The sequence below is a fragment of the Paracoccus sp. J39 genome, assembly GCF_000518925.1.
Taxonomy (GTDB): domain Bacteria; phylum Pseudomonadota; class Alphaproteobacteria; order Rhodobacterales; family Rhodobacteraceae; genus Paracoccus.
The window spans coordinates 17,766-41,434 of the sequence record NZ_JAEN01000007.1; the positions used below are offsets into that span (position 1 = coordinate 17,766).

Consider the following 23,669-nt stretch of genomic DNA (forward strand, 5'->3'; position numbering starts at 1 on the left):
CGGCGCCTCGCGCGCCGCCTTTTTCTTGCGCATCCCGGCCGACCGCCTGCTTCTTTCTTGCCGAAATATCCCGGGGGTCCGGGGGCGGCGCCCCCGGTGCGGCGGAAAAAGCCCGCGCGGTCCGCAAAAGCCAGGCCGGCCTCAGCCCTTCGCCTTGCCTTCCTTGATCTTCGCCGCCAGTTCCTTGGCGATGGCGAAACTGCCCTTGATGCGGTCGGCATCCGTCGGCCAGTCGCGCAGGACGACGATCCGGTTGTCGGTGACCTTGGCCTGGCCGCGCTGGTCGTGGATGAACTCGACCAGCCCGGCCGGATTGGGGAACTTGTCGCCGTGGAACTGGATGGTCGCGCCCTTCGGCCCCGCGTCCAGCTTGGCGATGTTCGCGCGCTTGGCCATGGCCTTGATGCGGATGACCAGCAGAAGCGTGTTGACCTCGCGCGGCAGGGGACCGAACCGGTCGATCAGTTCGGCGGCGAAGCCTTCCAGCTCCACCTTTGTGGTCAGTTCGGCCAGCCGGCGATAAAGGCCCAGCCGCACGTCCAGGTCGGGCACATAGCTTTCGGGAATCGTCACCGGCACGCCCAGGTTCAGCTGCGGCGCCCATTCGTCCTCGGGCGTGCCCTCGATCTCGCCGGATTTCAGCTTGGCGATGGTCTCCTCCAGCATCTGCTGGTAAAGCTCGAAGCCCACCTCCTTGATATGGCCGGACTGTTCCTCGCCCAGCAGGTTCCCGGCGCCGCGCAGGTCCAGGTCCTGCGAGGCGAGGTTGAAGCCGGCGCCGAGGCTGTCGATGGAACCCAGGAACTTCAGCCGCCGCATCGCCTGGGGCGTCAGCGGCACGCGCGGCTTGGTGGTCAGGTAGCAATAGGCCCGGGTCTTGGAACGCCCCACCCGGCCGCGGATCTGGTAAAGCTGCGCCAGGCCGAACATGTCGGCGCGCCAGACCACCATGGTGTTCGCGGTCGGAATATCCAGCCCCGATTCCACGATGGTCGTCGCCAGCAGCACATCCGCCCCCCGGTCGTAAAAGGCGTTCATGCGCCGGTCCAGGTCGCCCGCCGCCAGCTGGCCATGGGCGACGATGGTGCTGACCTCGGGGACGTGTTCCTTCAGCCACTCCTCGACCTCGGGCAGGTCAGCCAGGCGCGGGACGACGAAGAAGCTCTGCCCGCCGCGATATTTCTCGCGCAGCAGCGCCTCGCGGATGGTCACGCTGTCGAACTCCGATACGTAGGTGCGGATCGACAGCCGGTCCACCGGCGGCGTGCCGATGATCGACAGGTCCCGCACCCCGGTCAGCGACAGTTGCAAGGTGCGCGGGATCGGCGTCGCGGTCAGGGTCAGGACGTGGATGTCGCTGCGCAGCTCCTTCAGCCGCTCCTTGTGGGCGACGCCGAAATGCTGCTCCTCATCGACGATCAGCAACCCGAGATTCTTGAACCGCACCTGCTTCGACAGCACGGCATGGGTGCCGACGACGATGTCGACCGTGCCCTCGGCCAAGCCCTTGCGGGTCTCGGCCGCGTCTTTCGCCGAGACGAAGCGCGACAACGGCCGGACATTGATCGCGGTGCCGCGGAAACGTTCGGCGAAGGTGCGGAAATGCTGGCGCGCCAGCAGCGTGGTCGGCGCCACCACCGCGGCCTGCCGGCCCTGCGAGGCGGCGATGAAGGCGGCGCGCATGGCGACCTCGGTCTTGCCGAAGCCCACGTCGCCCACCACCAGCCGGTCCATCGGCCGGCCGGCGGCCAGATCCTCGGCCACGTCGGCGATGGCGCTGGCCTGGTCCTCGGTCTCGGCATAGGGAAAGCGGGCGGCGAAGCTTTCGATCTCGTGATGCTCGGGTTCCAGCACCGGGGCGGGCCGCAGCAGACGCTCGGCCGCGACGCGCATCAGCCGGTCGGCGATCAGCTTGATCCGTTCCTTCAGCCGCGCCTTGCGCGCCTGCCAGGCGCCGCCGCCCAGCTTGTCGAGCAGCCCCTCCTCATGCCCGTAGCGGCTGAGCAGCTCGATATTCTCGACCGGCAGGTAAAGCCGGTCGCCGCCGGCATATTCCAGCGCCACGCAATCATGCGGCACGCCAAGCGCCTTGACGGTTTCCAGCCCGGTATAGCGGCCGATGCCGTGCTCGACATGCACGACCAGGTCGCCGGGGGTCAGCGTGGTGGTGTCGCGCAGGAAATTCTCGGCCTTGCGGCGCCGTTTCGCGCCCCGGATCAGCCGGTCGCCCAGCACGTCCTGTTCCGAGATCACCGCAAGCGCGCCGGTCGCCGCGCCGTCCGAGGTGAAGCCCTCCTCCAGCGGCCAGACTGCCAGACCCAGCGCGCCGGGCTGGCCGGGCAGGTCGCGCAGGTCGGCGATGGGCTTGGCGCCCTTGATGCCCTCGTCCGCGATCAGCCCGGCAAGCCGTTCGCGCGCGCCTTCCGAGAAACTGGCGATCACCACCCGGCGCGAAGCTTGAAGGCTTCGAATATGATCGGCGAGCGCCTTGAAAAGGTTTCCCTTCTCGGCCTGCCGCTCGGGCGCGAAGCTGCGGCCGACCCGGCCGCCGGCATCCAGCACCCCGGGGCCGGGGGGCTGCGGCAGCACCGACAGGCGCAGCACCCGATGCGCGGCCAGCCAGCGCGACCATTCGGCCTCGTCCGGGAACATCTCGGCGGGCGGGACCGGGCGATAGACCGTGTCGGTGCCCCCCTTGCGGGCCAGCGCCTCGCGCCGGGCCTCGAACTGTTCCGAGATCGTGTGCCAGCGCGCGTCGCGGACCTGGTCCAGATGGTCGTCGGCCACCACCGAGGCGTCGGGAAGGTAGTCGAACAGGCTTTCCAGCCGGGCATGGAACCAGGGCAGCCAATGCTCCATGCCCGCCATCTTGCGGCCGGCGCTGATGCCTTCGTAAAGCGGATCGTTGGCGGCGGCGCCGTATTCCACGCGGTAGTTCTGGCGAAAACGGGTGATGGCGGCTTCGTCCAGGATCACCTCGGACATGGGCGCAAGCTCGATCCGGTCGAGCTTTTCGATGGAACGCTGTGTTTCCGCGTCGAATCTGCGCGCGCCCTCCAGCACGTCGCCGAACATGTCCAGCCGGATCGGCCCGGATTCGCCGGGCGGGAAGATGTCGATGATGCCGCCCCGGACCGCGAAATCGCCGGGCTCGGTCACGGTCGGGGCCTGGGAAAATCCCATGCGGGCAAGGAAGGCGCGCAACGCGGCCTCATCCATGCGGTCGCCCACGGCGGCCGAGAAGCCGGCGTCGCGCAGCGCCTCGCGCGCGGGCACGCGCTGCATCGCGGCCGACAGCGTGGTCAGCAGCACGAAGGGCCCCTTCAGCGCGCCATGCACCAGCGCCGTCAGCACCGCCATGCGCGCCGCCATCACCCCGGCGGCGGGCGAGACCCGGTCATAGGGCGTGGTGTCCCAGGCCGGAAACTCCAGCACCGCGGCCGTAGGCGCGAAGAATCCCAGCGCCGCCCGCATCGCGGCCATGCGCCGGTCGTCGCGGGCGATGTGGATGACGGGATTGCCGCGGGCCAGTTCGCGCGCGACCAGCGCGGCGTCCATGCCTTCGGGCGCGCCGGACAGGATCAGGTGTTCGGGATGCGGTGCCATGCGCCCCGAGGTAAAGCCGGCACGGGCGAAGTCAAGACCGGTTCAGAACCCGAAGGGATGCGCGATCATCCAGACCGCGCCGTAGAAGGCGGTCAGCGCCACGGCCAGGATCGACATCGCCACGATCACCGCCTTGTGGCGGCGCATCAGCCGCGCGGCCTCGGCCCCGGCCTCGTTCACCGGCTGGCCGACCTCGGCGCGGGCCAGCACCGCGCGCAGCCGCCGCGCCAGCCGCAGTTCCAGCGCGAAAAGCAGGGCGAAGGGCAGGACCAGCAGCACCAGCGCCTGCGCCATCTCAAGCCCGTAGCCGAAGCCCAGGATGGCCAGCGTCGTCAGCAGGAACGAGCCCAGCCCCAGCAGGATCGCGCCTTCGCGCCGGTCGACGCGCCAGCGCGGCAGGGTCAGCGACAGCCAGTCGAGCAGCGTCAGCGCCGCCGGGTCGTCCTCGGGGCCCGGCTCGGCCCCGATGGCCCCCGCGATCACGTCCGAGGGCACGCCGAGAATGCGTCGCCCCGCCATGGTCCAGGCCAGAGTCAGGATCACCCAGAACCAGATCGAGCCGAAGGACCGGCTGTCCAGCAGGGCGAGGATTCCCTCGGGTCGGAGCACGTCTTCTCCTTGCATCGGTTGCGACAGGCAAACTAACCGGGCGTGACGCAAAGGAAAACCACGATTTTCCGCCGCCGGCAGAAGGCGGCGCCACGGGGGTTGCACGCTGCCGGCCCAGGGTGCAGTTTCGGGTCCAGATCCCCGCAGCCACAGGCCCCGCCATGTCCCCGACCCCGATCGCCGCCCCCTTCCCCGCCGCCCGCCTGCGCCGGCTGCGCCGCACGCCGGCGCTGCGCGCCATGGTGACCGAGGTGAACCTGACCCCCGCCAACCTGATCTGGCCGATCTTCGTGACCGAGATCGCCGGCGGCGAGGGCGAGATCCCCTCGATGCCCGGGGTCGAGCGGCTGACGCTGGAGGGCGCGAAACGCGCCGCGGAAACCGCGATGCGGCTGGGCATCCCGGCGATCTGCATCTTTCCGCATTCCGATCCGGACCTGAAGACCGAGAGCTGCGAGCGCGCCTGGGACCCCGAGAACATCGGCAACCGCGCCATCCGCGCCATCAAGGAGGTCGCGCCCGAGCTGGCGGTGATGACCGATATCGCGCTGGACCCCTATAACGCCAACGGCCATGACGGGCTGGTGCGCGACGGCGTGATCCTGAACGACGAGACGGTCGAGGCGCTCGGCCGCATGGCGCTGGTCCAGGCCGAGGCGGGGGCGGATATCCTGGGTCCCTCGGACATGATGGACGGGCGCATCGGCGCCTTGCGCGGCCTGCTGGAGGCGAACGGCCACAAGGACGTGGCGATCCTGTCCTATGCGGCGAAATTCGCCAGCGGCTTCTATGGCCCGTTCCGCGACGCGGTGGGCGCCTCGGGGCGGCTGGTGGGCGACAAGAAGACCTATCAGGTGAACCCGGCGAACCGCGAGGAGGCGATGCGCTGCGTCGCCCGCGACCTCTCCGAGGGCGCCGACATGGTCATGGTCAAGCCCGGCATGCCCTATCTGGACATCTGCCGCATGGTCAGGGACCAGTTCGCGGCGCCGACCTTCGCCTATCAGGTCAGCGGCGAATACGCGATGATCGAGGGCGCGATCCGCAACGGCTGGCTGTCGCGCGATGTGGTGGCCGAAAGCCTGCTCGCCTTCCGCCGCGCCGGCTGCGACGGCATCCTGACCTATTACGCGCCGCAGGTCGCCGAAAGGCTGGCATGAGGGCGGGCGGTCCTTTATCATCGCCGCCTTGACAGGCGGGCCAGCCGCCGAACAGGAACGAGGGCGAAAGATGATGAATTCCAGAGGGATGAGCCGGCGCCTTGTGCTGCGGGGCGGCCTGCTGCTGGGCGGCGCGGCGCTGGGGCTTGCGGGCTGCTCGAACGCGGTCGGGCAGGACGCGCCCTCGCGGCTGGACGCGCGGGTGGATGCGACGCGGGACTTCCTGCTGCGCAGCTATCCCAATGTCGCGCCCATGGTGCAGAACGCCAAGGGCGTGCTTTACATGCCGCTGATGACCGAGGCGGGATTCGGCGTCGGCGGCGCCTACGGCCAGGGCGCGCTGCGCATCAACAACGTGACGGTGGACTATTATTCGGCGACCCAGGCCAGCGTCGGCCTGCAGATCGGCGCCCAGCAATATGCGCATGTGCTGATCTTCCAGACCGATGCGGCGCTGGCCGATTTCCGCAAGGCGCCCGGCTGGGTGGCCGAGGCCGGGGCCTATTACGCCCTGCCCGCCGGCGGCGTCTCGATGGGCACCGACACCATCACCTCGCAGCAGCCGGTGGTGGCGATGGTCTTCGGCCAGTCCGGGCTGATGGCCGGCGCCTCGATCGCCGGGACGAAATACACCCGCATCATCCCCTCGACCTTCTGAGGCCGCGGCCCCGCGACCGGAACCGGAAAGGCCGGGCGCCCTGCCCGGCCTTTTGTGCTTCAGCTGCCGTGGATGATGCGCACGTAGTTGCGCGTCTCGCGATAGGGCGGCACGCCGCCGTATTTCGCCACCGCCGCCGGCCCGGCGTTATAGGCCGCCAGGGCCAGCCGCCAGTTGCCGAAGGTGTTGTACATCATGCGCAGATAGCGCGCGCCGCCTTCCAGGTTCTGGATCGGGTCGTTCGGATCGACGCCCAGCTTGGCGGCGGTGCCCGGCATCAGCTGCGCCAGCCCCCGCGCGCCCTTGTGCGAGCGCGCCGAGGGGTTCCAGCCCGATTCCTGCTGCACCAGCCGCAGGAACAGGTCCTCGGGGATGCCGTGCTTGCGGGCCATGGCGCGGGCATGGGGCAGATACTGGCTGCGCCGGTTGCCGTTATAGGCGGGAACTGCGGTCGGCAAGTCCAGCTCGACCACGCTCTTGGTCGAGGTGCCGCCGGGGCGCAGCCGCGCCGATTGCTGGTATTGCCCGGCCAGGCGCGAATCCATCAGCCGGGTCTGGCGCTCGAACTGCGCCAGCCGCGACTTGCCGCTTTTCGCCTGCAGCCGCAGCCCATCGGCCGCGGCGGGAACGGCCAGCCCGGCCGAAATCGTCAGGGCCATCGCGGCCCGGCCAAACTGGCGCAGCATCGCCCGATTGCGTGAAAGCATCTCTGGTCCCTCATGCATGCCGTCGTCTTTTTTTGTGCGGCACTATAGCGCAAAGCCGGGCGGGCGCCGCAAGAGGATTCCTTGACGCGGCCGACGCCGGAATCTTCGGCGGATTTCCGCCGATATCCTCTTCCGCTCGCCGGCGCGCTACCTTAAGCAGGGCCTCCGCGCTACACCTCCGCGCAAGACAACCCCAACAAAAAGGACCCGCAGCATGGCAGGCAGCGTGAACAAGGTGATCCTGGTCGGCAATCTGGGTCAGGACCCGGAAGTCCGCACCTTCCCCAGCGGCGGCAAGGTTGCCAACCTGCGCATCGCGACGTCCGAAACCTGGAAGGACCGCAATACCGGCGAGCGGCGCGAGCGCACCGAATGGCATACGGTGGCGATCTATTCCGAGCCGCTGGTCCGCGTGGCCGAGCAATATCTGAAAAAGGGCTCCAAGGTTTATGTCGAGGGCCAGCTGGAAACCCGCAAATGGCAGGACCAGAGCGGCAACGACCGCTATTCGACCGAGGTCGCCCTGCGCCCCTTCCGCAGCGAGCTGCACATGCTTGACGGCCGCGGCGCCGGCGGCGGTGGCCGCGACGAGGGCTATGGCGGCGGCAGCTACGGGGGCGGCGGCTATGGCGGCGGCGCCTCCTCGGGCGGCAGCGCGTCCGGCGGCGGGCAGTCGCAGAACCGTCCCGAATTCGACGACGACATCCCGTTCTGATCGCGGATGCCAAATCCGGCCCCAAGAATCCCGGCCCCTCGCGGCCGGGATTTTCCGTTTCAGAACCGGCTCAGCAGGTCCGAGCGGAACGAGGCATCCAGCCGGCGCATGTAGCTTTCGGCGCAGCACATGTGATCGTGCATGATCCGGCCGGCGGCATCGCCGTCCTCGGCGCGGAAGGCGGCCAGCAGCTGCCGGTGGCTTTCGATATTCGCCTCGCCGAAGATCTCGTGCTCGCGCATGCTTTCGCTGCGATAGCTGACCAGATCGCGCAGCATGCTGTTCAGGAAGCGGCACATGAAGACCAGGATCACGTTGTCCGAGGCCTCGCAGAGAATGTCGTGGAACTCGGTCTCGGCCCGGCGCACCACGGCGCGGTCCTGCGCCGCGTTCGCCGCTTCGCAGATGCGGATGTTCTCTTCCAGGCGGCGGAAATGCGCCTCGGTCAGCTTGCCGATGACGTTGCGGGCCAGGCTGACCTCCAGCGACTGGCGCAGCTCGTAGACCTGGGCGAAGTCGATCTTCTGGAAATGCAGGTATTGCCGCAGCTGCTGGGTGACGATGTCGATCGAGGCGGGCTGGATCTCGGGCCCGCCGTTCGGACCCGAGAGCATGCGCACCAGCCCCTCGACCTCCAGCGCCTTCAGCGCCTCGCGGATGGTGCCTTTCGAGCAGCCGTAATGCTCCATCAGCGCGCGCTCGTGCGGCAGGCGGTCGCCGGGCAGCAACCCGTCGCGGGCGATGCGGCGGCGGATGTCCTCGGCCACCTGGTCCGACAGCTTGATGCGGGTAAGCCTGCGTTCCTTGCCTGCCGGCGCGTCCTGATCCATGCGGTCCTTCAGCCTTGCCAGATTGTCCCGGGGTCCAGCGGATATATGGGCCGGGCGAGTTTTTTGAAAGCGAACAGATCGTAATCCGAAGCGGTTACGCCCGAGCTTGCGCATTCCACCACGGCTTGCGCAAGCGGCTCGAAGACCGGGCGGCAATACATGCGCGATTTCAGGTGCAGGAAGCGCGCCTGCGCGGCGTCAAGGCCGACACAGGAAAAACAGCCCAGGTCCAGCGGCTCGTGCGGCTGCTCGCAGATGACGATGCGCGCGGCGCCGGTATCGAAGGCGGCGGCGCGGCCCATCGACAGCTCCTGCCCGTGATAGATCGGCCCGGAGACGCGATAGCGCCCGTCCGACAGCGCCGCGACCCGGCCCGTCAGCCGCAGCGGCGGGCGCGGCGCGGGCAGGCCCTCGGCCGGGGTCTTGTTGCCCAGTCGGATCTCGGCCTCGGCCCCCTCGCCCGCCGCGAAAAGCCGGGCTACGGTCTCGGGATCGGCAATCGGGCCGACCATGATCCCGTCATGATCGGCGGCCAGCAGCGCCTCCAGCACGTCCATCACGTCGCAGCTGCCGCCCGACATGCAATTGTCGCCATGATCCAGCAGCAGCACCGGCGCCGAACCGTCCGCCAGTGCGGCGGCGCGGGCAATGGATTGCGCAAGGGGCTCCTCGGCATAGACATATTCGGCGCGCCGCCGCCATGCCTCGCGGCCCAGTTCCCGCGCGACCTCGCGGGCAAGCTCGGGCGTGTCCGCGACGGTGACGATGGACAGGCCGGTCTCGGCCAGGTCGGCGATGGGAAAGCCGCCGAAGACCGTCACCGCCTGCACGCCCGGCCGCGCCTCGGCCTGCCGCGCCAGCGCGATCAGGTCGGTCATGGCGCAATCGGTGGTGGTGTTCATGCACAGCGTCGCCGCCAGCATCGGCGGATGGCACAGCGCCATGGCCGGGCGCGCTGCGCCGGAGAGGAGCGGCTGGAACAGGCGCAGCACGTGCTCGCCCGTCTCGACCATGTCCACATGCGGGTAGGTCTTGAAGCCGACGATCACGTCGCAATGCTCCAGCATCGCTTGGGTAATGTTGCCATGCAGGTCCAGCGCCACGCCGATGGGCACGCCCGGCGCGGCGGCGCGGACCCGGCGCAGAAGCTCGCCCTCGCCATCGTCATGGCTGCGGGTGACCATGGCGCCGTGCAGGTCCAGCAGGATGCCGTCGCAGCCCTTCTCGACCGCCGCGAGGATCGCCTGCGCCATGGCCTCGAAGGCCTCGTCCTCGACGGGCCCCGAGGGCATGGCATGGGCGATCAACGGCACCTCCACCGCGGCGCCGATGCGGCGGGCGAAGGCGTGGAAGGCGCCGATGGCGGCCGGATAGTTCCCGGCCGCCGCCAGCGCCTCCTCGCCCCATTTCGGGGCGAAGGCGGCCAGCGGCGTCTTGACGGGCGAGAAGCTGTTGGTCTCGTGGTTCAGCCGGGCCAGGACAAGGCGGGTCATGCGGCGGCCTCCTTGCGGGCCTCGGCCATGCGGCGGTCATAGTCCAGAACCGCCTCCAGCAGCACCTGCGCGCCGGCGGCGCATTCCTCGGGCTGGGTCGATTCCGCGGGATTGTGGCTCAGCCCGTCCTTGCAGGGCACGAAGATCATCGTCGTCGGCGCCACCGCCGCGGCATGGGCGGCGTCATGGCCGGCGCCCGAGATGATGTCGCGCGTCGCATAGCCCGCCGCCTGCGCCCCCGCCCTGACCGAGGCGATGCATTCGGCGTCGAAGACCACCGGCGCGGTGCGCGAGATCTGCTCCAGCCGGCTTTCCAGCCCGACCGCTTGGGCGGCATCCCCCACCAGTTCCTCGACCTCGGCCTGCATCCGATCCAGCACCGCGTCCGAAGGATGGCGCAGGTCGATGGTGGCGCGCACCTGGCCGGGGATCACGTTATGCGAATTCGGGGCGATTTCCAGAAAGCCGATGCTGCCCACCGCGTTCTCATGCGCCTTGGCGATGCGGTCGATGCCCTCGATCACCCGCGCCATGCCCAGCAGCGCGTTGCGGCGCATCGCCATGGGGGTCGAGCCGGTATGCGCCGCCGTGCCGGTCAGCGTGAGTTCGAACCAGCGCATCCCCTGGATGCCCTGCACCACGCCGATCTGCGCGCCCTCGGCCTCGAGGATCGGACCCTGCTCGATATGCAGCTCGAACATGGCGCCGAAGCGGATCGACCCTGCCTTGGCCTCGCCGCGATAGCCGATGCGGTCGAGGCTGGCGCCGAAGCTGTCGCCGCGGGCGTCCACCCGCCCGTCGCCATAGTCGCGGCTGTAGACCCCGGCCCAGATGCCCGAACCGAGCATGGCCGGCGAAAAGCGCGAGCCCTCCTCATTGGTCCAGTTGACCAGCATCAGCGGCGCCTCGGTCTGGTAGCCGGCGGCGTCGAGCGTGCGCAGCACCTCAAGCCCGGCCAACACCCCCAGCACGCCGTCGAACTTGCCGCCCGTGGGCTGGGTATCCAGATGGCTGCCCATGGCGATGGCGGGCAGGTCCGCGCGGGCGCCGGGACGGGTGGCAAACATGTTGCCGGCCTCGTCCACCACCATCTCCAGCCCCAGCGCGTCGCATTGGGCGCGCAGCCAGTCGCGCACGCGGCGATCCTCGTCCGAAAGCGTCAGCCGGGCGATGCCGCCGTCGGGCGTGGCCCCGATCTGCGCTGTCTCCATCAGGCTGTCCCACAGCCGGGCAGCGTCTATATTCAGGTTGGACATGGGTTTTCCTTACGCCTTGACGCCCAGATAGCGGTCGATGGTCTCGGGGTCGCTGCGGAACTGCCCGGCCGTGGCGCAATGCACGATGCGACCCAGTTCCAGGATGTAATGCCGGTCGGCAAGCTGGCTGCAGACGGCAAGGTTCTGCTCGACCAGCAGGATCGGCACGCCGGCCTCGCGGATCAGGCGGATCTGGGCGACGATCTCCTCGACGATGATCGGGGCGAGGCCCTCGACCGGCTCGTCCAGCATCAGCACCTTGGGGCCATTGAGCAGCGCCCGGGCGATCGAGAGCATCTGCTGCTCGCCGCCCGAAAGCTGGCCGCCACCGTTCTTCCTGCGCTCCTCCAGCCGCGGGAAGATGCGATAGATGTCGGCCAGAGCCCAAGGCGAGCCGCGGCGCGCGGCGATGCGCAGGTTCTCCTCGACGGTCAGCAGCTGGAAGATGCCGCGATCCTCGGGCACCAGCGACAGCCCCGCCGCGGCGATGCGATGCGCCGGCTGGCCGGTGACGTCGCGGCCGGCCAGTTCGACCCGGCCCTGACGCGGCGCGATCAGGCCGACGGCGGTCTTCAGCGTCGTGCTTTTGCCGGCGCCGTTGCGGCCCAGCAGGGTGACGATCTCGCCCGGCCCGACCTCCAGCGTGACGCCCTGCAGGATGTGGCTCTTGCCATAATAGGCGTGCAGGTCGGTCAGTTTCAGCGCGGCGGTCATGCGATGTCCCCCGTGATCATGTTGCCCAGATAGGCGCGCTGCACCTCGGGGTCGTCGCGGACCTGCGCGGGCGGACCCTCGACCAGCTTGCGGCCCAGCCGCATCACCGTGACCATGTCCGAGATGTTCATCACGATGCCCATGTTATGCTCGATGAACAGCACGGTATGGTCGCGGCCGAGGTCGCGGATCAGCTGTTTCATCGCCTCGATATCGTCGATGCCCATGCCGGAGGTCGGTTCGTCCAGCAGGATGACGCGCGGCCGCGCGGCCATGGCCATGCCCACCTCCAGCCGGCGCTGCTGGCCATGCGACAGCTCGCCCGCCAGCCGGCCTGCCACGGGGGCAAGCGCCAGACGCTCGATCACCTCGTCGGCGATGGCCAGCGCCTCGGCATTGGCTTCCGCCCGCCGCCAGGGCGCCAGCGCCTGCCAGGGCGTGCGGCCCTGGGCGGCAAGGCGCAGGTTCTCGCGCAGGGCCAGGTTCGGAAACAGGCTGGTCACCTGGAACGAGCGCGCGATGCCAAGCCGCACCCGGTCGTCGTCCGAGGTGTCGGTGATGTCGCGCCCGTCCAGCTCGATCCGGCCCGAGGATGCCCGCACCCGCCCGGTCAGCGCGTGGAACAGCGTGGTCTTTCCCGCCCCGTTCGGCCCGATGATGGAATGGACCGAGTTGCGGCGGATCTGCAGGTCCACCTCGGCCAGCGCGTGGAAGGTGCCGTATTTGACCCCAAGGCCGCGGGTCTGCAAGGCGATGTCGGTCATCTCAATGCTCCTCGGCCGGGGTTTCGGGCGCGCGCTCGCGGCGGAAGGCCAGGTCGTAGCCCCGCTCGACCAGCCCCCAGAGCCCGCGTTGCAGGAACAGCGCCACCGTGACCAGCACCAGGCCCAGAAGCAGCAGCCAGCGCGGCCAGACGGTGGACAGCGCATCGGCCAGCAGCAGGTAGAACCCCGCCCCCAGCACCGAGCCGAACAGGCTGGAACTGCCGCCGATGATGGTCATGATCAGGATCAGCTCGCTGGTGTGGTATTCGATGTTCGACAAGGGCGCGACGCCGATCAGCATCGCGTGCAGCGCGCCCCCGAAGGCCGTGACCGCGCCCGAGATGGCGAAAGCCTCAAGCTTGAACAGCTTGGTCGGGAAGCCGATGGCGGCCGCCCGCCCCTCGTTCTCGCGGATCGCCAGCAGGGTGCGGCCGAAGGTCGATTGCGTGACCATGACCAGGATCGCAAAGACCGCCACGAAGCAGATGGCGACGAAGGTGTAATAGGACCAGGGCGCGTTCAGCGCCGTGCCGCCGACCGAGGGGCGCGGCACGCCCAGCAGCCCGTTGTCGCCGCCGGTCACGCCGCTGAACGTATAGGCGACGAAATAGAACAGCTGCGAAAAGGCCAGCGTCAGCATGACGAAATAGACCCCCTGCCGGCGGATCGACAGCCAGCCGACCAGCGTGGCCGTGGCCGCGCCCAGCACCGCCGCGCCGGCCAGCACCAGGGGCACCGGGACCTGCCAGCGCGTCAGGCAGATGCCCGCGACATAGGTGCCGATGCCGAAGAAGATGCCCTGCCCGAAGGACAGCAAGCCCGTATAGCCCAGCAGCAGGTTGCAGGCAGCGACGACCATGGCGAAGATCAGGATCTCGGTCGCGAGGATGCCGGATTTCAGGAACAGCGGCAGGACCAGCACGGTCAGCAGCGCCAGCGCCAGCTGCGCATAGGGTTTGTCCAGCGGGTTCATGCTCATGCCCTCCCCAAGAGGCCGCGGGGCATCAGCGCGATGACCAGCGCCATGCCGACATAGATCATCAGCCGCGCGCCCTCGGGCCAGAGCGTGGTCATGACGCTTTGCACCACCCCGACCAGCAGGCCCGCGACCAGCGCGCCGGTATAGCTGCCCATGCCGCCGATCACGACGACGACGAAGGCCACCGACAGCGCCTCGATCCCCATGAAGGGCTCGACGCCGCGGATCGGCGCGGCCAGCGCGCCCGCAAGCCCCGCCAGCCCGGCGCCGAAACCGAAGACGGCGGTGTTGATGCGCAGCGTGTTGTAGCCCAGCAGCGCCATGTTCGCCGGCGACTCGGACCCGCCGCGCACGATGGCGCCCAGCCGCGTGCCCTCCAGCAGCCACCACAGCAGCCCGGCCAGCACGACGGTGAGGCCGATGGTGAACAGCCGGTATTGCGGATAGATGAAATCGCCCAGGATCACGACGCCCTGCAGCCCCTCGGGCGCCGGCACCGAGCCGCCCAGCGGCCCCCAGGCGATGATGACCAGTTCCTGCACGACCAGCGCCAGGCCGACCGTCACCAGGATGTGGAAGGTATGCGGCAGCTTGTAGATGCGATGCAGCAGCACCGCCTCGATCAGCGCGGCAAGGCCGGCGACGATCAGCGTGGCCAGCGGCATGGCGGCCCAGAAGCTGAAGCCGCGCATGGTCAGGTCATAGGTCAGATAGGCGCCCAGCAGGTAGAAGGCGCCATGGGCGAAGTTCACGAACTGCAACAGGCCGAAGATGACGCTGAGGCCGACGGCGAGGAGGAAATACAGCATCCCCAGACCGATGCCGTTCAGAACCTGGAAAAGGTAGATCACGGGCTTCTCCCTGAAACCGGGCGAAAAGGCCCCGCGCGACCGCAATCGCGCGGGGAGGCGGGGGATCACGCGGGCATGGCGCAGCCGGCATCCTCGGGCGCAAGGAAGGATTTGCCGGCGCTGATGATCTCGGCGTAATCGTCCTTGTCGGCCATGTCGGCCTTGGCCTTGCCCTTGAGCAGGTAGTAGTCCTTGATGACCTGATGGTCGGCGGCGCGGATCTCTTCCTCGCCGGTCAGGCCCTGATATTTCAGCCCGTTCAGCGCCGCGGCGACGCCCGCCCCATCCGGCGAGCCGGCCTTGACCGCCGCCTCCAGCAGCAGTTTCGCGCAGATATAGGAACCGGCAAAGGAATAGTTCGGGTTGAAGCCGTGCTTTTCCTGCACCTTGGCGACCAGCTCGCGGTTCAGCGCCGAATCGGCGCCGTGCCAGTATTGCGCGCCGAAATAGACGCCTTCGCAGATATCCGGCCCCAGCGCCTCGAACTGCTCCAGCCCCGAGGCCCAGGCGACGACGATGGTCATGCGTTGCTTGAGGCCAAAGCTGACCGCCTGCCGCAGCGTGTCCGAGCTTTGCGCGCCGAAGTTCAGCAGCAAGAGCACGTCGGGCTGCGCGGCGATGGCATTGGTCAGGTAGCCGGAAAATTCCTTGTCGGTCAGCGAATGGTAGCTGTTGCCGACATGCTCGATGCCCTTTTCCGCGAACACATCCTTGGCGGCGTTCAGCAGCCCGTCGCCAAAGACATATTGCGGGGTGATCGTATACCATTTCTTGGCATCGGGCAGCGCGTCGATGATCGGGCGCACGGTTTCGTTGATGGCGCCATAGGTCGGCACCGACCAGCGGAAAGTGGCCTTGTTGCAATCGACGCCGGTGATCTCGTCGGCGCCGGCGGTGGTCATGAAGGCGCCGCCGCCGCGCTCGACCTCCTTGCCCATGGCCAGCGATTCCGACGAGAGGATGCCGCCCGCGAACAGCTTCACCCCGTCCTGTGCCAGCGCATCCTGCACCTTGCGCACTGCGGTCGCGGGCTTGCCCTCGGTATCGAGGTCGAGGGTCGAGACCTGCACGCCATGCGCGGCCGCGACCTCTTCGGCGGCCATCACCGCGCCGATGGTGGCGAATTTGCCGTTGGCGGCGAAGGCGCCCGAGATCGGCACCGGCACGCCGATCTTCAGCGCCTCGCCCTGGGCAAGGGCGCGGGTGACAAGCCCCGGCGCGGCGAGCGAGGCCGCGGCCAGCGTGGATGTGGTCAGGAAACGGCGACGATTGAGCATGAGCAAACCCTGTTGTTGGCGTTGCATTGGTTCTTGGGAGGCAACTTTCAAAACTATACGTATAGATATGATTATCTGTCTATAAGCGGTCTCGCCTTGCGCTCCAAATATTTCAGTTTTAAATCAATCTGTTAACTGTTTCTGCGACGCAGCAATACTTTCGCATCCGCAAAAGCGGCCGCGTGGAAATGCGCGACAAGGGCATGCCACCGGATCCGATTCGGCCCAGGCTCGCCAAACTGGCCCCATATATTGGCACAATCTGGCTCTATCGCTTTGCCGCGTTCGGGCGCAGTCAGGAGAAAACCCCTTTGCGCAGGAGTCCGGCCATGACGCTCGATCTGAACCCCAACGACATGTCGCATGTGGTCGCCGCCGACCGCGCCCATGTCTGGCACCACCTGAGCCAGCACAAGCAGTATGAGACCATCGACCCGCGCGTCTTTGTCGAGGGCAAGGGCATGCGGCTGTGGGACGCCACCGGGCGCGAGTTCCTCGATGCCGTCTCGGGCGGCGTCTGGACCGTGAACGTGGGCTATGGCCGCGAAAGCATCGCCGATGCGATCCGCGACCAGCTGGTCAAGCTGAACTATTACGCAGGCGCGGCGGGCACCGTGCCGGGCGCCGTCTTCGCCCGAAAGCTGATCGAGAAGATGCCGGGCATGACCCGGGTCTATTACTCGAACTCGGGCTCCGAGGCGAACGAGAAGGTCTACAAGATGGTGCGCCAGATCGCGGCGCGCCACCATGGCGGCAAGAAATGGAAGATCCTCTACCGCGACCGCGACTATCACGGCACCACCATCGGCACGCTGGCGACCAGCGGCCAGGACCAGCGCGCCATCGCCTACGGCCCCTTCCCCGACGGCTTCGTGCGCGTGCCGCATTGCCTTGAATACCGCAAGCAATGGGACGTGGAAAACTATGGCGAGCGCGCCGCCGACGCCATCGAGGAGGTGATCCTGCGCGAAGGCCCCGATACCGTGGGTTGCCTCGTGCTGGAGCCGGTGACGGCGGGCGGCGGCGTCATCACCCCGCCCGAGGGCTATTGGCAGCGCGTGCAGGAGATCTGCCGCAAATACGACATCCTGCTGCATATCGACGAGGTGGTCTGCGGGCTTGGCCGCACCGGCACCTGGTTCGGCTATCAGCAATACGGGATCGAGCCGGATTTCGTCACCATGGCCAAGGGCGTCGCCTCGGGCTATGCGGCGATCTCCTGCACCGTCACCACCGAACGCGTCTTCGAGATGTTCAAGGACGCGCCCGAGGACGGCATGAGCTTCTTCCGCGACATCTCGACCTTCGGCGGCTGCACCTCGGGGCCGGTGGCGGCGATCGAGAACATGCGCATCATCGAGGACGAGGGCCTGCTGGCCAACACCGTCGCCATGGGCGAGCGCACGCTGGCGAACCTCAACGCGCTGATGGAAAAGCACAAGGTCATCGGCGACGTGCGCGGCAAGGGCCTGTTCTGCGGCGCCGAGCTGGTCGCGGACCGCGCCACGAAAGAGCCGATGGACGAGAAGAAGGTGCAGGCCGTCGTGGCTGACTGCCTTGCGCAGGGCGTCATCATCGGCGCGACCAACCGCTCGCTGCCCGGCTTCAACAACACGCTTTGCCTGTCGCCGGCGCTGATCGCCACGGCCGACGACATCGACCGCATCACCGATGCCATCGACAACGCCCTGACCAAGGTCTTTGCCTGACCCTTGATCCGCGGCGGCATTCGGGGAACTGATGGACCCCGTCAGCCGCCGCGGATCACCCCATGCCGATTCCCCCCGACGCCTTCTTCCTGGACCATGCCGCCGGCCTGCCCCTGCAGGTGCAGCTGCGCCGCCAGATCATCGCCGCGGTAACCGCCGGCCGCTTCCGCGCGGGCGAGAAACTGCCCTCGACCCGGGCGCTGGCCCGGCATCTGGGCGTGGCGCGGGTGACGGTGGCGCAGGCCTTCGCGGAACTCGTCTCGACCGATTACCTGGCCAGCCGCGACCGTTCGGGCCATTACATCTCGGACGGCATCGAGCGGCGGCTGGAGGCCGAGCCCCCCGCCCCGGACACGCCGCGCTTCGACTGGGACAGCCAGCTGGAAGGCCGTTTCGCCCGCGCGGCCCGCACGGATCGCGAGCGCGACTGGCGCCGCTTCGCCTATCCCTTCGTCTATGGCCAGGCCGATCCGGCGCTGGTCGACCATGCCGCCTGGCGCGACTGCGCCATGCGCACCTTGGGCCGGCGCGAATTCGATTCCGTCACCGGCGATCTCTACGATGCCGACGACCCGGAGCTGGTCGATCACATCGCCCGCCAGATCCTGCCCCGGCGCGGCATCAGCGCCGGGCGCGACGAGATCCTGCTGACCATGGGGGCGCAGAACGCGCTGTGGCTGGTGGCGCAGCTGCTCTTGCGCCCCGGCACCTCCTGCGCGGTCGAGGACCCTTCCTATCCCGGCCAGCGCGAGATCCTGCTGGCCAGCCGCGCCCGCATCCTGCCGGTCCCGGTCGATGCGCGCGGCCTGCCGCCCGACGCCATCCCGCCCGGCATCGCCGCGGTCTTCACCACCGCCAGCCACCAATGCCCGACCAATTCCACCATGCCGCTGGCCCGGCGCAAGGAACTGCTGGCCCGCGCCCAGGCGCAGGGCTTCGCGGTGGTCGAGGACGATTACGAATTCGAGATGTCTTTCGCCGGCGCGCCTTCGCCCGCGCTCAAGGCCATCGACCGGGCCGGGGCGGTGATCTATATCGGCTCCTTCTCGAAATCGGTCTTTCCAGGCGTGCGGCTGGGCTATGTCGTGGCCGATCCCCGTTTCATCGCCGAGGCGCGGGCGCTGCGCGGCATGGTGCTGCGCCACCCGCCCGGCCACATGCAGCGCACGCTGGCGCATTTCCTGTCGCTGGGCCATTACGACGCGCAGGCCAACCGCATGCGCCGCGCCTATGCCCGGCGGCGCGAGGTGATGCTGGCCGCCATCGCGCGCGAAGGGCTGCGGCTTGCCTCGCCCGGGGCGACCGGCGGGTCGAGTTTCTGGCTGGCGACGCCCGAGGGGGTGGATTCGGCCGCGCTTGCGGCCCGGCTCAAGACGCGCGAGGTGCTGATCGAGCCGGGGGCGCCGTTCTTCGCCTCTCCCGGTCGCGGCAGCGGCTTCTATCGCCTCGCCTATTCCTCGATCTCGGCCGAGCGCATCCCCGAGGGCATCCGCCGCATCGGCGATGCGCTGCGCGAGATGGCGGGATAGGGGGGCGCCGGCTCCGCCCGCCGGATCTCAGGTTCCGGCGTCGCGGAAATCCAGCCGGCCCGACAGCAGGATGGCGATGGTCGAGCAGACCGCGCCCGACAGCAGATACAGCCCCGCCGCCGGCAGGCCCAGCCAGGTCGAGAGCAGCAGCGCCGTCAGCGGCGCGAAGCCGGCGCCGAACATCCAGGCCAGGTCCGAGACGATGGCCGAGCCGGTATAGCGGTTGCGCGCCTCGAACAGCGAGGCGACCGCGCCCGAGCTTTGCCCGAAGCTGAGGCCCAGGATGAAGAAGCCGACGATCATGTAGACCACCTCGCCGGTCTTGCCCGCCGACAGCAGCAGCGGCGCCAGCACGGCGAAGCCGCCGATCAGCAGCGCCCCGATCAGCAGCAGGCGCCGCCGGCCGATGCGGTCGGCCAGCCAGCCCGACAGCAGGATGGCGGCGATGCCGCCGGTCGCGGCCACGGCCTCGATGATCAGGAAGCTCAGCAGCGTCTCGTTGGTGTAAAGAAAGATCCAGGACAGCGGATAGACCGTGACCATGTGGAACATGGCAAAGCTGGCCAGCGGCACGAAGATGCCGAGCAGGATGGCGCCGCCATCCTCGCGCAGGGTCCTGCCGATGCGGGTCGGCTGCAGCTCGCGCGATTCGAAGAGCTCGGCGAATTCCTCGGTGGCGACGATGCGCAGCCGCGCGAACAGCGCCACGACATTGACCGAGAAGGCGACGAAGAACGGATAGCGCCAGCCCCAGTCCAGGAAGTCCTGCGCCGTCAGGTTGGCCGCCAGATAGGCGAAAAGCAGCGTGGCGACGATCAGCCCGATCGGCGCGCCCAGCTGCGGCACCATGGCGTAAAAGCCGCGGCGGCTGCGCGGCGCGGTCAGCGCCAGAAGCGCGGGCATGCCGTCCCAGGCCCCTCCCAGTGCCAGGCCCTGCGCGATGCGCAGCACGGCCAGGATGATCACGGCCCAGCCGCCGACATTCTCGTAGCTGGGGATCAGGCCCATGGCCACGGTGGCGGTCCCCATCAGGAACAGCGCCGCGGTCAGCTTGGTGACGCGGCCGTGGCGGCGGTCGATGCTCATGAACAGCGCGCTGCCCAGCGGCCGGGCGACGAAGGCCAGCGCCAGCAGCGCGAAGGACAAGAGCGTCCCGGTCAGCGGATCGGTGAAGGGAAAGATCCGCTGCGGAAAGACGATCACCGAGGCGATGGCGAAGACGAAGAAATCGAAGAATTCCGAGGTGCGCCCGATGATGACGCCCACGGCGATATCCGAAGGCGAGACCTTGTGACGCCCCGGCGAGGCGGGCGATTGCGCGGCTTGCCCGGCGGGCATGGAGGAGGTTGTGCTCATGTTCCCGAAGAATCCGATCCGATCCAGATCCGCACCGCGCATGGACCAAGCCCGCCGCGGCGTTTCCGTCCCTATTGCTGCCGCAAGCGGGGGGCAAAAAGCATACGGCAAATCGTCGCATACCGATTTGATCCAGGTCAAGGTAACTAACCTGATATCGTGCCGCGCATCCGCGACTCGGCCCCCTTTCCCGCCGTCTGCCTCGACGCTTCACGGACCTCGGATCGTTCCATGACCCATAAACGAACATTCGCCCGCCTGCCATGGCTTGCCCTTCTGCTTCCCCTTGCCGCCTGCAAGGCCGAGGTCCTGGCCCCGGCCGGCGACATCGCCGCGCGCCAGCGCGACCTTCTGGTGATCTCGACCCTGCTGATGCTGCTGATCATCGTGCCGGTGATGGTGCTGACCGTGGTCTTCGCCCGCCGCTACCGCGAAAGGAACAGGGACGCGGTCTACCGCCCGGACTGGGACCATTCGACCAAGCTGGAATTCGTCATCTGGGCGGCGCCGCTGCTGATCATCATCACCCTGGGCGCGCTGACCTGGGTCGGCACGCATCTTCTGGACCCCTACCGGCCGCTGGACCGCATCGCCTCTGACCGGCCGGTGACCGAAGAGCACAGGCCCCTGCCGGTGCAGGTGGTGGCGATGGACTGGAAATGGCTGTTCATCTATCCCGAGCAGGGCATCGCCTCGGTCAACGAGATGGCGGTGCCGGTGGATCGCCCGGTCGCGTTCACCCTGACCTCGACCTCGGTGATGAACGCCTTCTACATTCCGGCGATGGCCGGGATGATCTATGCCATGCCGGGGATGGAGACCAAGCTGAACGGCGTCTTCAACCATCCCGGCGAATACAAGGGCATCGCCTCGCATTACTCGGGGCACGGCTTTTCGGGCATGCATTTCAAGGCGCTGGCCACCGACGAGGCGGGATTCGACGCCTGGGTCGAGAAGGCGCGGGCCTCGGGCGGCTCGCTGGACCGCCCGCGCTACCTGGAACTGGAGGCGCCCAGCGAGAACGTGCCGCCGATGTCCTTCGCCGAAGTCGATCCGCAGCTGTTCCAGCGCATCGTCAACATGTGCGTCGAGCCGGGCAAGATCTGCATGGCCGAGATGATGGCGCTGGACGCGCAGGGCGGCACCGGGCTGGCCGGCACGATGAACGTGACCCGGCTGACCTATGACAAGCATCAGCGCCGCGGCACCCGCGCGCCGGTGCTGGGATGGGAGCCGTTCCAGGTCGCCTCGTTCTGCACGTCCGAGGATTCGGCGCGGATGTTCGGCCAATCGCCCGAGCTGGCCCGCGCGCCGCTGGACACGGCCCCGCTGCGCGGCCATGCGCTGGTGCCGCCGAAAGGGCCCTTCGCCCCCTCGCAAGACAATGCCGTCACGCTGCTGGACCCGACCGAGGGCCGGGCGCGGAACTTCTGATCGGACGCAAAGCATGGCTACCTTTTCCAACGAGACCACCTTTCTTCTCGGCCGGCTGAACTGGGACGCGATCCCGAAGGAGCCGATCGTCTGGGCCACCTTCGTCGTCGTCGCCCTGGGCGGCATCGCGCTGCTTGCGGCGCTGACGCGATACCGGCTCTGGGGCTGGCTCTGGCGCGAGTGGTTCACCTCGGTCGACCACAAGAAGATCGGCATCATGTATATCATCCTGGCGCTGATCATGTTCCTGCGCGGCTTTGCCGATGCGGTCATGATGCGGCTGCAGCAGGTCTGGGCCTTCGGCGGCTCCGAGGGCTACCTGAACGCGCATCACTACGACCAGATCTTCACGGCGCATGGCGTCATCATGATCTTCTTCGTGGCGATGCCCTTCATCACCGGGCTGATGAACTATGTCGTGCCCTTGCAGATCGGCGCGCGCGACGTATCCTTCCCCTTCCTCAACAATTTCTCGTTCTGGATGACGGTGGGGGGCGCGGTCATCACCATGGCCTCGCTGTTTCTGGGCGAGTTCGCGCAGACCGGCTGGCTGGCCTTTCCGCCGCTGTCGGGCATCGGCTACAGCCCCTGGGTCGGGGTGGACTATTACATCTGGGGGCTTCAGGTCGCCGGCGTCGGCACCACGCTGTCGGGCATCAACCTGCTGGTGACGATCCTGAAGATGCGGGCGCCGGGCATGACCATGATGCGGATGCCGATCTTCACCTGGACCTCGTTCTGCGCCAATATCCTGATCGTCGCCTCGTTCCCGGTGCTGACCATGACGCTGATCCTGCTGACGCTGGACCGCTATGTCGGCACCAACTTCTTCACCAACGACCTTGGCGGCAATCCGATGATGTATATCAACCTCATCTGGATCTGGGGCCACCCCGAGGTCTATATCCTGATCCTGCCGCTGTTCGGCGTCTTCTCGGAAGTCACCTCGACCTTCTCGGGCAAGCGGCTGTTCGGCTATTCCTCGATGGTCTATGCCACCGTCTGCATTACGGTGCTGAGCTATCTGGTCTGGCTGCACCATTTCTTCACCATGGGCTCGGGCGCCTCGGTGAACTCGTTCTTCGGGATCACCACGATGATCATCTCGATCCCGACCGGGGCCAAGCTCTTCAACTGGCTCTTCACCATGTATCGCGGCCGCATCCGCTACGAGCTGCCGATGATGTGGACGGTGGCCTTCATGCTGACCTTCGTCGTGGGCGGCATGACCGGCGTGCTGCTGGCGGTGCCGCCTGCCGACTTCGTGCTGCACAACTCGCTGTTCCTGATCGCGCATTTCCACAATGTCATCATCGGCGGCGTGCTGTTCGGCCTGTTCGCGGCGATCAACTTCTGGTGGCCGAAGGCCTTCGGCTTCAAGCTGGACGTGTTCTGGGGCAAGGTCTCGTTCTGGTTCTGGGTCGTGGGCTTCTGGGTGGCCTTCATGCCGCTCTATATCCTGGGCCTGATGGGCGTGACCCGGCGGCTGCGCGTCTTCGACGACCCGGACCTGCGGATCTGGTTCGCCATCGCCGCTTTCGGCGCGGTGCTGATCGCGGCGGGCATCGCGGCCATGTTCGTGCAGTTCGGCGTCTCGATCCTGCGCCGCAACCGGCCGGACTATCGCGACGTCAGCGGCGATCCCTGGGACGGGCGGACGCTGGAATGGGCGACCTCCTCGCCGCCCCCGGCCTATAACTTCGCCTTCAGCCCGATCTCGCACGGGCTGGATACCTGGTGGGAGATGAAGCAGCAGGGCGCCGCCCGCCCGACCGCCGCCTTCATGCCGATCCACATGCCGAAGAACACCGGCACCGGCGTGATCCTGGCCGCGCTGGCGACCATCTGCGGCATGGCGCTGGTCTGGTATGTCTGGTGGCTGGCGGCGGCAAGCTTCCTGGGCATCATCGCCGTCGGGATCGCCCATACCTTCAACTACGACCGCGACTATTACATCCCCGCCTCGGAGATCGAGGCGACCGAGGATGCCCGAACGCGCCAGCTTGCGCAGGGGGTTTGAGA

19 protein-coding genes are annotated in these 23,669 nt (G+C 67.9%); 7 read left to right on the forward strand and 12 right to left on the reverse strand.

All coding sequences use genetic code 11. From position 1 onward, the window contains the following. Positions 1–141 precede the first annotated feature (141 nt). The gene (mfd, locus tag L632_RS0108500) at positions 142–3,606 is read right to left on the reverse strand and encodes a transcription-repair coupling factor (RefSeq protein WP_028712163.1); all 3,465 of its coding nucleotides are present in this window, start codon (positions 3,604–3,606) and stop codon (positions 142–144) included. A gap of 42 nt (positions 3,607–3,648) precedes the next feature. Further along, complete coding sequence (locus L632_RS0108505) at positions 3,649–4,215, reverse strand: hypothetical protein (RefSeq protein WP_028712164.1); 567 nt, start codon at positions 4,213–4,215, stop codon at positions 3,649–3,651. A gap of 161 nt (positions 4,216–4,376) precedes the next feature. Between L632_RS0108505 and hemB the strand changes: the two genes are divergently transcribed. Then, positions 4,377–5,375 (forward strand): porphobilinogen synthase, encoded by a 999-nt coding sequence (hemB, locus tag L632_RS0108510; protein ID WP_028712165.1) that lies wholly within the window; start codon positions 4,377–4,379, stop codon positions 5,373–5,375. An 88-nt stretch (positions 5,376–5,463) separates the two neighbouring features. Beyond that, positions 5,464–6,033 (forward strand): YSC84-related protein, encoded by a 570-nt coding sequence (locus L632_RS0108515; protein ID WP_198019317.1) that lies wholly within the window; start codon positions 5,464–5,466, stop codon positions 6,031–6,033. Positions 6,034–6,092: 59 nt separating this feature from the next. On the opposite strand, the gene L632_RS0108520 is transcribed toward L632_RS0108515, so the two are convergent. Next, positions 6,093–6,740 carry a lytic transglycosylase domain-containing protein gene (locus tag L632_RS0108520; protein WP_028712167.1) on the reverse strand — a complete coding sequence of 216 codons (648 nt, stop codon included), beginning with the start codon at positions 6,738–6,740 and terminating at the stop codon, positions 6,093–6,095. Between the two features lie 214 nt (positions 6,741–6,954). Here L632_RS0108520 and ssb point away from each other — a divergent pair, with 214 nt between their 5' ends. After that, complete coding sequence (ssb, locus tag L632_RS0108525; protein ID WP_028712168.1) at positions 6,955–7,455, forward strand: single-stranded DNA-binding protein; 501 nt, start codon at positions 6,955–6,957, stop codon at positions 7,453–7,455. A gap of 59 nt (positions 7,456–7,514) precedes the next feature. Here ssb and L632_RS0108530 read toward each other — a convergent pair whose 3' ends face one another. The 8 genes from L632_RS0108530 to L632_RS0108565 all read right to left on the reverse strand — a co-directional run bounded on the left by L632_RS0108530 (position 7,515) and on the right by L632_RS0108565 (position 15,619). After that, positions 7,515–8,285: a FadR/GntR family transcriptional regulator gene (locus tag L632_RS0108530; RefSeq protein WP_028712169.1), complete on the reverse strand. Its 771-nt coding sequence runs from the start codon at positions 8,283–8,285 to the stop codon at positions 7,515–7,517. A gap of 8 nt (positions 8,286–8,293) precedes the next feature. Next, positions 8,294–9,778, reverse strand: coding sequence for a M81 family metallopeptidase (locus L632_RS0108535; protein ID WP_028712170.1), 1,485 nt, complete (start codon positions 9,776–9,778; stop codon positions 8,294–8,296). Beyond that, entirely contained in the window at positions 9,775–11,034 is a 1,260-nt protein-coding gene (locus L632_RS0108540) for a Zn-dependent hydrolase (protein ID WP_028712171.1), read from the reverse strand. Before L632_RS0108540 ends, L632_RS0108535 begins: the two co-directional genes overlap by 4 nt. Before the next feature lie 9 nt (positions 11,035–11,043). Further along, on the reverse strand, positions 11,044–11,748 hold the full coding sequence (locus L632_RS0108545) for an ABC transporter ATP-binding protein (protein ID WP_028712172.1): 705 nt from the start codon (positions 11,746–11,748) through the stop codon (positions 11,044–11,046). After that, entirely contained in the window at positions 11,745–12,512 is a 768-nt protein-coding gene (locus tag L632_RS0108550) for an ABC transporter ATP-binding protein (RefSeq protein ID WP_028712173.1), read from the reverse strand. Before L632_RS0108550 ends, L632_RS0108545 begins: the two co-directional genes overlap by 4 nt. Before the next feature lies 1 nt (position 12,513). Then, positions 12,514–13,485, reverse strand: coding sequence for a branched-chain amino acid ABC transporter permease (locus L632_RS0108555; RefSeq protein WP_232215669.1), 972 nt, complete (start codon positions 13,483–13,485; stop codon positions 12,514–12,516). Positions 13,486–13,487: 2 nt separating this feature from the next. Further along, positions 13,488–14,342, reverse strand: coding sequence for a branched-chain amino acid ABC transporter permease (locus L632_RS0108560; protein ID WP_028712175.1), 855 nt, complete (start codon positions 14,340–14,342; stop codon positions 13,488–13,490). Positions 14,343–14,407: 65 nt separating this feature from the next. Beyond that, positions 14,408–15,619 carry an ABC transporter substrate-binding protein gene (locus L632_RS0108565; RefSeq protein WP_028712176.1) on the reverse strand — a complete coding sequence of 404 codons (1,212 nt, stop codon included), beginning with the start codon at positions 15,617–15,619 and terminating at the stop codon, positions 14,408–14,410. A gap of 329 nt (positions 15,620–15,948) precedes the next feature. On the opposite strand from L632_RS0108565, the gene tpa reads away from it, so the two are divergent. After that, the gene (gene tpa / locus L632_RS0108570; RefSeq protein ID WP_028716625.1) at positions 15,949–17,328 is read left to right on the forward strand and encodes a hypotaurine--pyruvate aminotransferase Tpa; all 1,380 of its coding nucleotides are present in this window, start codon (positions 15,949–15,951) and stop codon (positions 17,326–17,328) included. A gap of 62 nt (positions 17,329–17,390) precedes the next feature. Continuing rightward, a complete protein-coding gene (locus L632_RS0108575) occupies positions 17,391–18,857 on the forward strand; it encodes a PLP-dependent aminotransferase family protein (RefSeq protein ID WP_028716626.1) in 1,467 nt (488 codons plus the stop codon). Between the two features lie 27 nt (positions 18,858–18,884). On the opposite strand, the gene L632_RS0108580 is transcribed toward L632_RS0108575, so the two are convergent. Then, the gene (locus tag L632_RS0108580; RefSeq protein ID WP_028712179.1) at positions 18,885–20,213 is read right to left on the reverse strand and encodes an MFS transporter; all 1,329 of its coding nucleotides are present in this window, start codon (positions 20,211–20,213) and stop codon (positions 18,885–18,887) included. Between the two features lie 231 nt (positions 20,214–20,444). On the opposite strand from L632_RS0108580, the gene cyoA reads away from it, so the two are divergent. Together cyoA and cyoB are read left to right on the forward strand one after the other, a co-directional pair. Continuing rightward, the gene (gene cyoA, locus L632_RS0108585; protein ID WP_028712180.1) at positions 20,445–21,647 is read left to right on the forward strand and encodes a ubiquinol oxidase subunit II; all 1,203 of its coding nucleotides are present in this window, start codon (positions 20,445–20,447) and stop codon (positions 21,645–21,647) included. 13 nt (positions 21,648–21,660) lie between these two features. Then, positions 21,661–23,667, forward strand: a complete 2,007-nt coding sequence (gene cyoB, locus L632_RS0108590) for a cytochrome o ubiquinol oxidase subunit I (protein WP_028716627.1) — start codon at positions 21,661–21,663, stop codon at positions 23,665–23,667. Positions 23,668–23,669: the final 2 nt, after the last annotated feature.

Coding starts and splice junctions, on each gene's coding strand:
- L632_RS0108555 (WP_232215669.1), bottom strand. CDS start 13,485: ATGAACCCGCTGGACAAACCCTATGCGCAGCTGGCGCTGGCGCTGCTG.
- hemB (WP_028712165.1), top strand. CDS start 4,377: ATGTCCCCGACCCCGATCGCCGCCCCCTTCCCCGCCGCCCGCCTGCGC.
- L632_RS0108535 (WP_028712170.1), bottom strand. CDS start 9,778: ATGACCCGCCTTGTCCTGGCCCGGCTGAACCACGAGACCAACAGCTTC.
- L632_RS0108550 (WP_028712173.1), bottom strand. CDS start 12,512: ATGACCGACATCGCCTTGCAGACCCGCGGCCTTGGGGTCAAATACGGC.
- L632_RS0108565 (WP_028712176.1), bottom strand. CDS start 15,619: ATGCTCAATCGTCGCCGTTTCCTGACCACATCCACGCTGGCCGCGGCC.
- L632_RS0108545 (WP_028712172.1), bottom strand. CDS start 11,748: ATGACCGCCGCGCTGAAACTGACCGACCTGCACGCCTATTATGGCAAG.
- L632_RS0108520 (WP_028712167.1), bottom strand. CDS start 6,740: ATGCTTTCACGCAATCGGGCGATGCTGCGCCAGTTTGGCCGGGCCGCG.
- L632_RS0108530 (WP_028712169.1), bottom strand. CDS start 8,285: ATGGATCAGGACGCGCCGGCAGGCAAGGAACGCAGGCTTACCCGCATC.
- mfd (WP_028712163.1), bottom strand. CDS start 3,606: ATGGCACCGCATCCCGAACACCTGATCCTGTCCGGCGCGCCCGAAGGC.
- ssb (WP_028712168.1), top strand. CDS start 6,955: ATGGCAGGCAGCGTGAACAAGGTGATCCTGGTCGGCAATCTGGGTCAG.
- cyoB (WP_028716627.1), top strand. CDS start 21,661: ATGGCTACCTTTTCCAACGAGACCACCTTTCTTCTCGGCCGGCTGAAC.
- L632_RS0108575 (WP_028716626.1), top strand. CDS start 17,391: ATGCCGATTCCCCCCGACGCCTTCTTCCTGGACCATGCCGCCGGCCTG.
- cyoA (WP_028712180.1), top strand. CDS start 20,445: ATGACCCATAAACGAACATTCGCCCGCCTGCCATGGCTTGCCCTTCTG.
- tpa (WP_028716625.1), top strand. CDS start 15,949: ATGACGCTCGATCTGAACCCCAACGACATGTCGCATGTGGTCGCCGCC.
- L632_RS0108580 (WP_028712179.1), bottom strand. CDS start 20,213: ATGAGCACAACCTCCTCCATGCCCGCCGGGCAAGCCGCGCAATCGCCC.
- L632_RS0108540 (WP_028712171.1), bottom strand. CDS start 11,034: ATGTCCAACCTGAATATAGACGCTGCCCGGCTGTGGGACAGCCTGATG.
- L632_RS0108515 (WP_198019317.1), top strand. CDS start 5,464: ATGAGCCGGCGCCTTGTGCTGCGGGGCGGCCTGCTGCTGGGCGGCGCG.